Source organism: Halovenus anhuiensis (genome assembly GCF_037080055.1).
Classification (GTDB): domain Archaea; phylum Halobacteriota; class Halobacteria; order Halobacteriales; family Haloarculaceae; genus Halovenus.
Window position 1 is genome coordinate 115766 of sequence record NZ_JBAOJI010000006.1, and the last position, 12175, is coordinate 127940.

At 61.6% G+C, this 12175-nt stretch carries 16 protein-coding genes; 5 read left to right on the forward strand and 11 right to left on the reverse strand.

From position 1 onward, the window contains the following. Positions 1-10: 10 nt before the first annotated feature. The 8 genes from V8P86_RS14265 to V8P86_RS14300 form a co-directional block, all read right to left on the reverse strand. A complete protein-coding gene (locus V8P86_RS14265) occupies positions 11-427 on the reverse strand; it encodes a DoxX family protein (protein WP_336327956.1) in 417 nt (138 codons plus the stop codon). 39 nt (positions 428-466) lie between these two features. Beyond that, positions 467-877 carry a toxin-antitoxin system TumE family protein gene (locus V8P86_RS14270; RefSeq protein ID WP_336327957.1) on the reverse strand — a complete coding sequence of 137 codons (411 nt, stop codon included), beginning with the start codon at positions 875-877 and terminating at the stop codon, positions 467-469. Beyond that, positions 874-1440: a DUF7342 family protein gene (locus V8P86_RS14275; RefSeq protein ID WP_336327958.1), complete on the reverse strand. Its 567-nt coding sequence runs from the start codon at positions 1438-1440 to the stop codon at positions 874-876. The genes V8P86_RS14270 and V8P86_RS14275 overlap by 4 nt, the downstream gene beginning before the upstream one ends. Positions 1441-1889: 449 nt before the next feature. Next, positions 1890-2351, reverse strand: a complete 462-nt coding sequence (locus V8P86_RS14280; RefSeq protein ID WP_336327959.1) for a NuoI/complex I 23 kDa subunit family protein — start codon at positions 2349-2351, stop codon at positions 1890-1892. Between the two features lie 46 nt (positions 2352-2397). Further along, on the reverse strand, positions 2398-3447 hold the full coding sequence (locus V8P86_RS14285; protein WP_336327960.1) for a complex I subunit 1/NuoH family protein: 1050 nt from the start codon (positions 3445-3447) through the stop codon (positions 2398-2400). After that, the gene (locus V8P86_RS14290; RefSeq protein WP_336327961.1) at positions 3444-5123 is read right to left on the reverse strand and encodes an NADH-quinone oxidoreductase subunit D; all 1680 of its coding nucleotides are present in this window, start codon (positions 5121-5123) and stop codon (positions 3444-3446) included. The genes V8P86_RS14285 and V8P86_RS14290 overlap by 4 nt, the downstream gene beginning before the upstream one ends. Further along, a complete protein-coding gene (locus V8P86_RS14295; protein WP_442909410.1) occupies positions 5120-5755 on the reverse strand; it encodes an NADH-quinone oxidoreductase subunit B in 636 nt (211 codons plus the stop codon). Before V8P86_RS14295 ends, V8P86_RS14290 begins: the two co-directional genes overlap by 4 nt. 77 nt (positions 5756-5832) lie before the next feature. After that, entirely contained in the window at positions 5833-6237 is a 405-nt protein-coding gene (locus V8P86_RS14300; protein WP_336327963.1) for an NADH-quinone oxidoreductase subunit A, read from the reverse strand. Positions 6238-6602: 365 nt separating this feature from the next. Between V8P86_RS14300 and V8P86_RS14305 the strand changes: the two genes are divergently transcribed. Next, positions 6603-6950, forward strand: coding sequence for a hypothetical protein (locus V8P86_RS14305; RefSeq protein WP_336327964.1), 348 nt, complete (start codon positions 6603-6605; stop codon positions 6948-6950). A 45-nt stretch (positions 6951-6995) separates the two neighbouring features. Further along, positions 6996-7328, forward strand: a complete 333-nt coding sequence (locus tag V8P86_RS14310; RefSeq protein ID WP_336327965.1) for a zinc ribbon domain-containing protein — start codon at positions 6996-6998, stop codon at positions 7326-7328. 1 nt (position 7329) lies between these two features. Here the strand turns inward: V8P86_RS14310 and V8P86_RS14315 are convergent, their stop codons facing one another. Further along, a complete protein-coding gene (locus V8P86_RS14315; protein WP_336327966.1) occupies positions 7330-7743 on the reverse strand; it encodes a CBS domain-containing protein in 414 nt (137 codons plus the stop codon). 291 nt (positions 7744-8034) lie between these two features. On the opposite strand from V8P86_RS14315, the gene V8P86_RS14320 reads away from it, so the two are divergent. The 3 genes from V8P86_RS14320 to V8P86_RS14330 all read left to right on the forward strand — a co-directional run bounded on the left by V8P86_RS14320 (position 8035) and on the right by V8P86_RS14330 (position 10548). Then, positions 8035-8226 carry a hypothetical protein gene (locus V8P86_RS14320; protein WP_336327967.1) on the forward strand — a complete coding sequence of 64 codons (192 nt, stop codon included), beginning with the start codon at positions 8035-8037 and terminating at the stop codon, positions 8224-8226. A 65-nt stretch (positions 8227-8291) separates the two neighbouring features. Next, the gene (gatD, locus tag V8P86_RS14325) at positions 8292-9545 is read left to right on the forward strand and encodes a Glu-tRNA(Gln) amidotransferase subunit GatD (protein WP_336327968.1); all 1254 of its coding nucleotides are present in this window, start codon (positions 8292-8294) and stop codon (positions 9543-9545) included. 37 nt (positions 9546-9582) lie between these two features. Next, positions 9583-10548 carry an mRNA 3'-end processing factor gene (locus tag V8P86_RS14330; RefSeq protein ID WP_336327969.1) on the forward strand — a complete coding sequence of 322 codons (966 nt, stop codon included), beginning with the start codon at positions 9583-9585 and terminating at the stop codon, positions 10546-10548. 5 nt (positions 10549-10553) lie between these two features. On the opposite strand, the gene V8P86_RS14335 is transcribed toward V8P86_RS14330, so the two are convergent. Both V8P86_RS14335 and V8P86_RS14340 read right to left on the reverse strand, forming a co-directional pair. Then, the gene (locus V8P86_RS14335; RefSeq protein WP_336327970.1) at positions 10554-11420 is read right to left on the reverse strand and encodes a winged helix-turn-helix domain-containing protein; all 867 of its coding nucleotides are present in this window, start codon (positions 11418-11420) and stop codon (positions 10554-10556) included. Positions 11421-11462: 42 nt separating this feature from the next. Beyond that, a complete protein-coding gene (locus V8P86_RS14340) occupies positions 11463-12155 on the reverse strand; it encodes an HAD family hydrolase (protein WP_336327971.1) in 693 nt (230 codons plus the stop codon). Positions 12156-12175: the final 20 nt, after the last annotated feature.

Genomic DNA, 12175 nt, shown 5'->3' on the forward strand with positions numbered 1-12175 from the left:
GTCCCGAAACTCAGTCCGCTCGCTCGCCAACCGTGGGGTTCGTCGTCGGATCGTCGTCGCCGGACTCCGTATACCACAGCGCCCACGCCACGAGCACGGCCTGCAACGGCAGTCGACCCCACTGGACGAGTTCGCTGCCCATGACATCCCCGACGGCCATGTAGATGTTCGCGGGGTAGACCGCGACCAGTAGCGCGACTGTCGCCAGCGCGGCGTAGTGTCGCGTCTGCGGAATCAGGACGCCGACGCCAACGACAATCTCGGCGACTCCGGAGAGATAGACCAGCGCCAGCGGCGCCGGGAGAAATGGCGGTACGATCTGGAGGAACCACTCGGGACTGAGGAAATGTGTCACGCCCGCGGTGATGTAGAACAGCCCCATCACGTAGAGCAACGGCATCTTGAGTCGGCGGAGGTGAGTGCGCATTGGCAACCAATAGCTCCTGCCGAAATAAAATCCGACCGGTTACCAGAAACCCCGGCGTCGATCCTCGATCTCTTCGAGGACCGTCGAGAGGACATCCCGCCAGTCCGCCGGATGTGATGCGTCGTCGCCCGGCGTCGGTGCGTCCGGCCCCGGATGGACGTGGTCGCGCGTGTTGTGTTCCGATGGATGTCGGTCCCATCGGTGATCGAAGGTCCCGGAATCGTGTTCCTCGTGGTAGTGAATCGAGAAATCCCCGTTCTGGAACCACGTGATCTCGATTCGAGCATCCTGCACACGCTGTGGATACAGGCCTGGCTCGTAAACACAGACAACCCGATCCGGGGCGAATTCCGGCTCTGACTCCACTCGCTGGAATCGCTCGCTCGACGCGAGTCGGTCTGCGATGAGATCGAGTCGATCCCAGTCGACGGGCGCGCCGCTGTCTGTCATACCGCCGGTTGACTTCCGCTCGCTTTGCCGCCAGTTCCGGTCAGCGCCCGTTCGAGCAGTGCGATCCGCCGACGGGTCGTCTGCCACGCCGTCACGTCTTCCCAGACTGCCGCGACCGACTGACTCGTTTCGGACGCGTACTCGGTGATCGACAGCGCGTCGGGAGAGTCGACACCGAACGTCTCGGCGAACTCCTCATCTTGCTCAGCGGCCCGTTCGAGCATCTCGACAAGCTCGTCGTCGGTGTATTCTTCTCGAAGGCGCTGGACTCGACGCCAGTCCAGATACTCCTGGTTTCGTCTGTACGTGGCTGGCGACTCTCCGACCTGTGTGACGATTCCCATCCGCTCGAACCACTCCAGATACTCCCGCGCGGCATCCACACCGTGGCCCGCTCGGTCGGCGACCTCACTGGCCGTCTGTGGGCTATCGAGCGTGAGCACCGCATCGAAAAAATCGTCCCGGGTCCGCTCGCCGCGGACGAGTTCGTCGGCTGGCGATAGCTCGAAGTCCGGTGGCTCTGCCCCCTCGTCTGCCTGTACCTCCGGGCGTGGCTCTTTCATACACAACGTTACGTCTCCAGACGGAATAAATCCTCGTACAAACGGATTATTCACGATACACTACAGCTACAATCCACAGTATCGGCTCGCACTACTCACGAAACAATCTGAATCCACAAAGCCGCGAGCGTGCAGTAGCGCGCTCGCGGAACTACTGATAATCGACTTCGCCTTCCCCTTCACTGACCCACCACCTTTTTTCCGTTCGGGATGCTCGCTCCGCTCGCACCACTCACGCAAAAAATCTGGACCAAAAAAGGCCGCGAGCGTGCAGTGGCGCGCTCGCGGAACTACTGATAGTCGACTTCGCCTTCCCCTTCACCGACCCACCACCTTTTTCCCGGTCGCAGTGCTCCCTGTGGGAACCCTCCCGGCAAAAACGTGGGCGAAAAAGGCCGGACGCTCGCTATGCTCGCGTCCGGTTGAGTAACTCACCGGTGCGAGTAGTTTTACTGATAATCGACTTCGCCTTCCCCTTCACCGACCCACGCCTCCCGATCAGGCTCACGGGTCTGCACGGGGTCGATATCGTTGTACCACGGCACGTTTTTCAGTTCCTCCTTGTTGAGTGCGAACTCGTCTTTCGTGTCGGCGACGAACTCGAAGTTCTGTGTGAGGACGATGGCCTCGACGGGACAGACTTCCTCGCAGAGTCGACAGTAGATACACTGGCCGATGTGGAGGTTGTACTGCTCGCCGTTGCGCTTGTCGTCCATCACGATCTGGATGGTATCGTTCGGACAGACGTTCTCACACTGGCGACACCAGATACAGCGCTCCTGGCTGAACTTGTGGACGCCGCGGAAGCGCGGCGAGACTTCCGGCTCGTCTTTCGGGTAGGCGACGGTGAACGTCTCCCCGTCGAGGGCGTGTTTCATCGTCGTCGCCATTCCTTTCAGGATCCCGATCATGGCTCGATACCTCCGTCTACGGAGTCAGTCGTTGAATAGTTCACGCTCATGATGGGAGCACCCCCACGATGATCGCGGTGAGGAACAGATTCGCAATCGAGAGGACGAGCATCCCCTTCCAGCCGATGGTGATCAACTGGTCGATCCGAACCCGCGGCAGCGCTGAGCGCAGCCACTGGGTGAAGAGGAACACGCCCCAGATCTTGATCAGGAACCAGATGAAGCCGGGAACGACACTCAGCGCGGCGATCGGCGCCGCCGGGCCACCGAGGAAAATCGTCGCGATCAGCGCACCGCCGAGGAAGATGTGGACGAACTCCCCGAGGTACAGCAGGACGAAATAGACCGAGGAGTACTCGGTCTGGAACCCGGCGACAATCTCCGTCGGTGCCTCCGGAATGTCGAAGGGATTTCGCCCGACCTCTGCGACGTTCGCGATCATAAAGAGTACGAACGCGAAGGGATTGACCAGCGCGAACCACGCCGGGATGCCGAGTGCCCCGACGAGTGGTTCCTGCTGAGCGGCGACGATTTCGCTCATCTGCAGCGATCCGGCGAACAGAACGACCGACAGGCCGGTCAAGATGAGCGGAATCTCGTAGGCGAGATTCTGCGCGACGGCGCGCAGTCCGCCGAGGAAAGAGTACTTGTTGTTCGAGGAGTAGCCTGCCATCACCAGACTGACCGAGGCGATGGAGGCGACGGCGAAGACGAAGATCAGTCCGACCGAAGGATCCGCGAGATGGATCCCGCTGCCCATCGGGATGACCGCGAAGCCAAGCAGTGCCGAGAAGACCAGCACCACCGGCGCGATGTCCCACGCCGGGCGGTCGACGCCCTCGGGGACGATCAGTTCCTTCGAGAGCAACCGGACCGCGTCGGGGATGATGATCCCGATGCCACCGGGGCCGAACTTGTTGACCGAGATTCGGTCGGTGAAGGCGGCCGTGATCTTTCGTTTGGCCCACGGTCCCGCAAGGGCGGCGTTGGCGAGCATGATCGTTCCGATCAGTGCCGCGCCGAGAAACGAACCGATGACGGTCCCGAGTAGCCCCTCGATGCCGAGCAGGCCGCTGATGGTGTCCGGCAGTGTCATCGGTCCACCTCCCCGAGGACGATGTCGAGACTACCCAGCGCCGCGACCATATCGGGGACGTACTCGCCTTCGGCCATGACTTCGAGCGATTGGAGGTTACAGAACGCGGGACTGCGGATCTTGAACCGGGCCGGCTTGTCCGTCCCGTCTGCGCGCATGTAGATCCCGAGTTCACCTTTCGCGGCCTCGACGGCCTTGTAAATCTCCGTGTCCGGTTCGGGTTTGAGCGTCCGCGGAACGTTGGCCTGAATCTCGCGTTCCTCTTCCGGATACGCTTCGAGCGCGTCGACACACTGTTCGATGATCCGGGCCGACTGGCGCATCTCTTCGAGTCGAACGAGCGCCCGCGAGAAGTTATCACAGCCGTCGTCGGTGATCACGTCGAAATCGACCTCCGGATAGTAGCCGTACGGATCGTCCCGGCGCAGGTCGTAATCGATGCCCGACCCGCGTGCGACCGGTCCCGTACAGCCGTAGCTTTTGGCCTCCTCCGGTGGGAGAATGCCCGTGTCCATCACGCGCATCTGGAACAGTTCGTTCGACGAGAGCAGGTTGTGGTACTCCTCCAGGCGCTCTGGGATGTACTCACAGAAGTCCCGTACTTTCTCGAAGTATTCATCGCGGGGTTCCGGCAGATCCCACGCTGTACCGCCCAGTCGGAGGTAGTTGAACATCAGCCGCTGGCCGGTCAGATCCTCCAAGAGGTTCTGGAGCTTCTCGCGATCGGTGATGGCGTACATGAAGATTGCCGTAAAGTCACCGTAGATGTCCAGCGCGAAGGTCCCGACGGCGAGGAGGTGTGCGGCGATTCGGCACATCTCTGAGGACATCGTCCGCAGGATCTGTGCGTATTCGGGCACCTCGATATCGGCCATCTCTTCGGCCGTGCGGGCGTAGGCCCACTCGTTGAGGATCCCGGCCGAAATGTAGTCCCACCGGTCGGGGTAGGGCATGATCTGGTGGCGGTAGGTCGACTGCTGGCACATCTGCTCCTCACACCGATGGAGATAACCGATATCCGGATCCACGTCGACGACCTGCTCGCCGTCCAGCACGGTCTTCAGGTGGAGCACGCCGTGGGTTGCGGGGTGGTGCGGACCGATGTTGATGAACATCGTATCGGACTCGCCCGGCACCTGGGTCTTCTCCTCGACCGGGTTGGCGTGTTCTCGCAGCGGCACGACCTGCGGTTTGTTCTGGTTGTAATCCAGCCCCATCGGGTGGCCCTGCCACGTTTCGGGCAGGAGAATCCGGCGCAGGTCGGGATGGTCGTCGTACTCGATGCCGACCAGGTCGTACGCCTCTCGTTCGTGCCAGATCGCAGTGTCGTAGACCTCCGCTCCGGTCTGGCTCAGCGGGGCATCCGACGGCGTCGGCACGATCACCGACAGCTCTTGTGTCGGGTCCTTGTACTTCTTGAGGTGGTAGATCGATTCGTAGCGGTCCTGATACTGCTGAGCCGTGACGCAGGAACAGTGGTCGAAGCCAGCCTCACGCTTCAGCGTTGCCAGCACCGTCTCGACTTCGTCTGGACGGACGACGAAGCCCTCGGCGTGGACGTGCTGTTCGCGTTCGAGGACATGGTCGCCGAGTAAGTCGGCGAGTTCGCCGTAATCTAACTCGCCGTCGGGTGTCTCACCGAGATCGAGGTCGGCAGCGGGTTCCTGCAGGCTCATGGCGAATCAACCCAGTTGTACCGCATCACGAGGTCGTTTTCGTCGATCTCGCCGGCGAGTTCCTGGACGAGTTCGTCGCGGTCGAGATCGCCGAACTGTTCGAGTTCGTACGGCTTGACCGTCACCGGTGCGCTCTCTCCGTTGCGGATCTGCTCTTGCAGTTTGAGGACGCCGTAGACGAGCGCTTCGGGTCGCGGCGGACAGCCCGGTACGTGGATGTCGACCGGAATGATCTCCTCGACGCCCTTGATGACGTTGTAGCCCTCTTGGAACGGCCCCCCCGAAATCGTACACGAGCCCATCGAAACGACGAATTTGGGCTCGGGCATCTGGTCGTAGACGCGTTTCATCCGCGGGCCGAACTTCGAGACGATGGTCCCCGGGACGATGATCACGTCCGCCTGTCGCGGCGAGGCCCGCGGAACGCCGGCCCCGAACCGGTCGAGGTCGTGTTTCGTCGCGTAGGTGTGCATCATCTCGATGGAACAGCAGGCGATTCCAAAGAGTAGCATGAACATCGAGTTCCCCCGCACCCAGTTCATGAACTTGTCGAACTTGGTGAGAATGAAGGGCGTACTCCCGAAGGCCTGCCGGAGCTTCGAGTTGAACCGCTCGTCTGCCCCCGATCCCATCCGGTCGGTCTGGGTCGACTGTCCGTTCGACTGTGCCTGTTCCAGCGTGTCGTGAAGTTCCTGTTCCTTGCTCATGGTTACTCTACCCGCTGGCGTTCGGCTCGCGCGCTGCGAACCCATTGCACTGCGCCGTTGCGCCACGCCCACGCGAGGCCGACGACGAGCAGTCCGATGAACACTGCCATCGGAACGAACGCCTGCACGAAGCCGACTTCCTCGACCGCGCCGTCGAAGATGACCGTCCACGGGACGATGAACGCGGTCTCGATGTCGAAGATGACGAAAAGCAGTGCGACCATGTAGTACTGGATGTTGAATTTGACACGGCGACTGCTCCCCGTCGGCACCTCGCCACTCTCGTAGGTGGCGCGTTTCCCCTGTTCGGGCACGCTCGGCCGGATCAGCCACGACACGACCATCATCGACATCGGAATCGCCACTGCGACGACCGCGAGCGCCCCGATTGCGATCCAATCACTCATTCGAGTCTCTGTTGGGGAGTTTGAAGCGGGCGCACATAAGGGTTCAGTGTTTCCGTTTTCTGCCCGCCACGCGTCCCCGATTTTCCCATGAATATCCGTGATCGTTCACTCTCCGCTCGGATTCTGTCCGAATACCCGGCTTTGGCTGTCGCGGCGGAGTCCGGCAGCAAATTCGAGTAACGAGCTGTGAACCTGTGTTGCTGGAGGGCCGAAGACACTCTTCGTTTGGCCTTGTGGTGCCTTGTTCCGTCGGTGGCTCAAATCACGGTTTCACCGACCGCAATCGTTCATACTCTCGTTCTCATACGCCCCGTCGATCCGTGCCGACCGACGCCATTTTCACAGGGGCACCCATAGCCCGTGGTGTGACTGCGGTCGATGACTGGGAACGACGGCTGGCCGACGCGGGGACGCTCACTCCCGAGGCTGTCGACCAGATCATGCAACTGCACGGCGACCGCGGCGACCGAGCCATCGAGGCCGTCTCCGAGAATCGTGTCAAAGAGTACCGCGATTTTACCGTCGTCGTCGGCCGCGCCGAGGAGTACATCGTCGAAGACGACGGCTGTGACTGCAAGGACGCGGAGTACAACCTCGATCCCGACGATCCCGAGGAACTTTGCTGGCACGCCATCGCCGTCAGGATCGCTCGCGCCATCGGCGAAACCGACGAACACGACATGTGGTACTCGGACGTTCGCGAGTTTCTCTGAGTCCGAACGGAGTCGCTTATGGACATTCGACCCAAACCGTGAGCTATGGCTGCCGAAGCTGGCGAGGGTGAGTCCGCGGATGGGCCAATCTGCCCGGAGTGTGGCGAGGAGATAATCGAGGGCAGCGACAAGTGTTACAATTGCGGTGCCGCCGTCGACTCCGGTGAGGGTATCTCTCTGGCGATGTGGGAGTACGGCGGTGGACTCATCGCCGCCTTCGGCTTCTTTCTGACGCCGATTCTCACCGCGCTACCGGCGCTGTACTGCGCCTACCGCATCTACGACCGAAAACCGACCTCTACGTACGGGATTCTCGCAGTCGTTCTCGGGACGGCCATCTTCTGGATCATCCTGCCGACTGTGATCCTCCCTGGCTGACTCAATCTGTCGCAAAGACGTTGATGATCTCCTCCAGTTCCGGTGCGGCCTGATCGACCAGATCAGTCGTCGTCACGATCCCGACGTATTCCTCGCCCTCAGTGACGAGGAGTTTCTTGATGTCGTGTTCAGTCATCAACTCTGCAGCATCCAGTAAATCCGCCTTTGCCTCCACGGTGACGACCGGACTGCTTCTGAGTTCCGCAACGGTTGCCGTTTCGGGATTACGTCCCTCCTTGACTGCTCGAACGATATCGGTGTCGGTGAGGATCCCATCTGGCGTTCCCCGAACGAGGATAGAACCGATCCGCTCCTCACAGAGTATACGGGCGGCCTCCGTCGCCGGCACTGTCCCCGCCGTCTCCCGAACCGGCGTCGACATCACCTCCCGGACTGGTATGTCTTCCCAATCCATGACACGTATTTGTTGGGAGTACGGCATATAATCTCTTTTCACGTTTCTCACCCAACTGGGCCCGATGGTGCGCAGTCGTTGCCTCCTATCTCTCTACGATGAATATAATCAAACCAATATTAGGAATTAATGGCCATACATCCAAAAGAATTTAATAGTATTGTCGACTTCACAGTGATATGGCGCGAAATACTGACCGAAGTTGGCTCGCTCCCCACACCGAATACGCCCGGACGCACCGTTCGACCGAACCCGAGTGCGACGACGAGGAGTCACGGACCTGATTCACAGATGTCGATACAGGAACAGCCAGCAGTAGACGAACAGCTCGATGCCGAACCGGAGTTCGAGCTCGAATGTCTGTTCGACGATATGGAGGAACCGACGGAACTGACAATCTTCACGCCGGAGGGAAGCGCAACGGTCTCCGAGTGGATCACCATCGACCGCCCGAGTGCGGTGTCGGTGACAGAGATCCGCTGAGGCTACTCTGTCTGCAGCAGTCCGGAACGGATGGTTTCAAGTCCGACCGGCGGATACTCCGGAGTATGAACGAAGGCGATAGGGTTCACGTCGAACGCGGCAGCCAGGAGTTCGAGGGTGTGCTGCTGCCCTCCTCGACGCCCGAGCAACTGGTCGTGAAGCTTGAAAGTGGGTACAACGTCGGCATCGACCGCGAGGACGCGACAGTCGAAGTCCTCGAATCCGATGTCTACGACGTCGAGAGCGCACAGGACGAAGACGGCCAGTCAAGCATCGAGTTCGAGGAGGATCTGCCGACGGTTTCGCTCATCTCGACCGGCGGCACCATCGCCTCGACGGTCGATTACCGGACCGGTGCGGTGACCGCCCAGTTCGACGCCGAGGACGTGCTGCGAGCAGTCCCGGATCTGGCTGGCCGGGCGAACTACCGCGGCCGCGTCGTCGCGAACATCCTCTCGGAGAACATGACGCCGGACGTCTGGCAGGATCTGGCCCACGCGATTCACGAGGAAATCGAGGCCGGCGCGGACGGCGTCGTCGTGATGCACGGGACGGACACGATGCAGTTTTCTGCCAGCGCCATGGCCTTCATGCTCGATACCCCGGTCCCTATCGTCTTCACCGGCAGCCAGCGCTCGGCTGACCGACCCTCCTCCGATAACGTGATGAACGCGGTCTGTGCGGTCGAGGCAGCGAAAAGCGACTGCGCCGAAGTGCTGATCTGCATGCACGCGAGCCAGTCCGACGATCACTGCGCCTTGCACCGCGGCACGCGCGCACGGAAGAATCACACCTCCCGGCGCGATGCCTTCGAGACGATTGGACAGCGACCGCTCGGCACCGTCGAGTACGGTGCCGGCGACACCGAGGTTACGTTCCGCCGTGAGTACCAGCAACGCGACGACGCCGACCTCGATATCGCGCCCGAACTGGAAACCGAGGTCGACCTCGTCAAGTTCACGCCCGGCACCGACCCGTCGCTGCTCGACGCCGTCACAGACAGCGCCGGTCTCGTCATCGAGGGCACGGGGCTGGGCCACGTGAACACGTCCTGGATCGACAACATCGAAGAACTCACTGACTCCGGCACCGACATCGTCATGACCAGCCAGTGTCTCGACGGCCGCGTCTGTGACCGGGTCTACGACACCGGCCGTGATCTGCTCGACGCCGGCGTCGTCGAGGGCGAAGATATGCTCCCTGGCACCGCGAAAGTCAAACTCATGTGGGCGCTGGCAAACGCAGAATCCATCGCCGAGACGATGCGCACGCCGATTGCCGGCGAGATTACCGAGCGCTCCGTCTCCGATCCGGAGTAGCACGAACGCTCTTTACTTCTCAGTCCAACGTCGCACTGTGACAGTCCGGTACCGCGACGGGATCGAGATCGAACTCTCTGACGGAACCCGAATCGTCTGTGACGCCGACGATCCAGACGGCGACGTGACGGTCGTCTCCCACGCCCACGGCGACCATCTTCCCGACGGCGAGACGACAGCCGTCTGCTCTGCACTCACTGCGGCGCTCGGTACCGCCCGCCGCGACGAGGCACTCCACAGGACGACCGACGACCGCGTCGAACTGCTCCCGGCGGGCCACGTCGCTGGCTCGCGGGCCGCGGTCGTCACCGACCCGGACGGCACTCGCTACTGCTATACCGGCGATATCTGCACCCGGTCGCGCTTCTACCTCTCTGGATTCGAGGCCCCGGATGTGGACGTACTGATTACCGAGGCGACCTACGGCGAACCGGAATACCAGTTCCCCGACCACGACGATATCGTGGATCAGATTCTCGACTGGCTGGCCGACACCGACGCTCCCGTCGTGCTCTTTGGGTACGCCCTCGGCCGCGCGCAGAAACTCCAACTACTTGCCGAGCAGGCGGGCCGAACCGTCTACACGACCGACGCGGTCCAGCGAGTCAACGAACCCATCGCCGAGCATCTCGGTGTCGAGTTCCCCGCCGCGAACTTCGACGAGTCGGTCGAACTCGACGTGGGCGATGCACTCGTCCTTCCGATGACGACCGCTCGCATCGGCTGGATCGAGGACCTCGCCGAGGAAGCCGACGCGAAGACAGCCGGCTTCTCGGGGTGGGCGGTCGACTCCGCCTACCGATTCCGCGGAAACTTCGACACTGCCTTTCCGCTCTCGGATCACGGCGATTTCGCGGAACTCTGTGCGCTCGTCGAGACGGCCGACCCGGACCGGATCTACACGCAACACGGCTCCGGTGATGCCTTCGCCGAGCATCTCACGAGCGAGGGCTACGACGCGACGACAATCAAGCAGAATCAGACGAGTCTCAGTGAGTTCTGAGCCACTCACTCACCCGCCACAACCGACAGGTGTTCGTCGACGGTGAGTGTTAGCTCGTCCCCGTTGACGGTGAAGGTCGTACTGGCTCTGAGTGGCTCTTCGCTCTCGATGCGTTCAGATTCGCCGGCAAAGACGGGAAATTCCCAGACTGAGCGCTCGCGAATGTCGATACCGTGGTCGTGATAGAAGGCGACGACCGCCGGGTGAGAAAACAGCGCGAGCGTCAGCCCGCTGGTCGGCTCGGTGATGCACTGCTGGCAGTCGTATCGAACGATCGGAAACGATTCGTCAACCCCGGATAGCGACTCACCAGGCGGCGGTGAGGGGAGGCCGACGCGGCACTCGATGTGGCCGCCACAGTATGGACAGAAGCCGTTCTCTAGGCGGGCGAGTTCTGCCCGGAGATACCGGCCCGCAACAGCAGGAATCTCTTCGCGCGCTCGCCCGGCGAACACTGCTGGCGGGACGCCAAAGGCCGCAACCACGTCACAGGAGTCACACTCGACCCGGAGGCGTTCGTCCTCGTAGGTGAGTGTACGCTGCCCGCCGCAGGTCGGACAGGGTGGATCGAGCTGAATCGGCTCCATCGAGCCCGCGGCAGTGTAGGTGCCGCCGTCGATTGCGCCGTTGATTTGCCGACCCGGTTCGGTGAGGCTGTAGCCCCCCGCAGTTTTCTGGACGAACTGTCCGGCAAGCTTGTCCAGATGGTAATTGAACTGTCCCGAGTCCTTGATATCAACCGCGCTGTGTAACTCCGAAAAGCTGAGCGGGTCCTCTGTCTGCCAGAGTGCACGAAGAATCCCGACGCGATTCTCGTCGGCGAGCAACGAAAAGACCGACCCCGGTTCTGCCTGTTCGACGAACGATGGCATCGTTCCGGGTTCGGAGAGACGACACTAAAAGTCCCCGCTGACTCACTCCTCCATCCCGACCAGCGTCAGAATCTCTCGCAGGTCGTCGACGTGATAATCGACTGCGGGGCCGTCCTCGGCACCGTAGGAAATAGTCGTCATTCCGACTGCGTCTGCCCCCTCGATATCGTTGGCGTAGCGGTCACCGATCATCACGGCCTGCTCGGCCTCGACACCCGCCTTTTCGAGTGCTGTCTCGAACATCCGCCGGTCGGGTTTCTTGTATCCGACTGCCTCGGAACTCGTGTAGGAGTCGAAATGCTGCCGGACGCCGAAGGTCTTCAGTAGTCGTTCGCCCTCCTCGTCGTCCACGTCGCTGATCACGCCGAGATGGAACTCACCCTCCGAGAGCCGTCGGATCGTTTCGACTGCACCGTCGTTCGGTTCGGCATGGTCGTCGTGGATTCGCTGGAAGAGCGGTTCCCAGTCGGCCTCGTCGGCGCTTCCGGACAGAATCTCGTCGATGGCGACGTGATACCCTTCTCGTGCCGTGCGATACTCGGTGCCCTCGCCGCCGCGGAAGTACTCGCCGAGGGCGCTGCGCCACGTCTCCAGCGCCTCCGCCGGCGGGAGCGGGGACTGATACTCCTCCAGTAGCGACTCGACAAAACTGCGGTGGCCCGACTGGATACTCTCCAGATTGACGATCACGCCGCCGATATCCCAGAAAACCGCGTCCGGATCGATTGCTGCCATGCAGGGGCGTTCCGGACGGT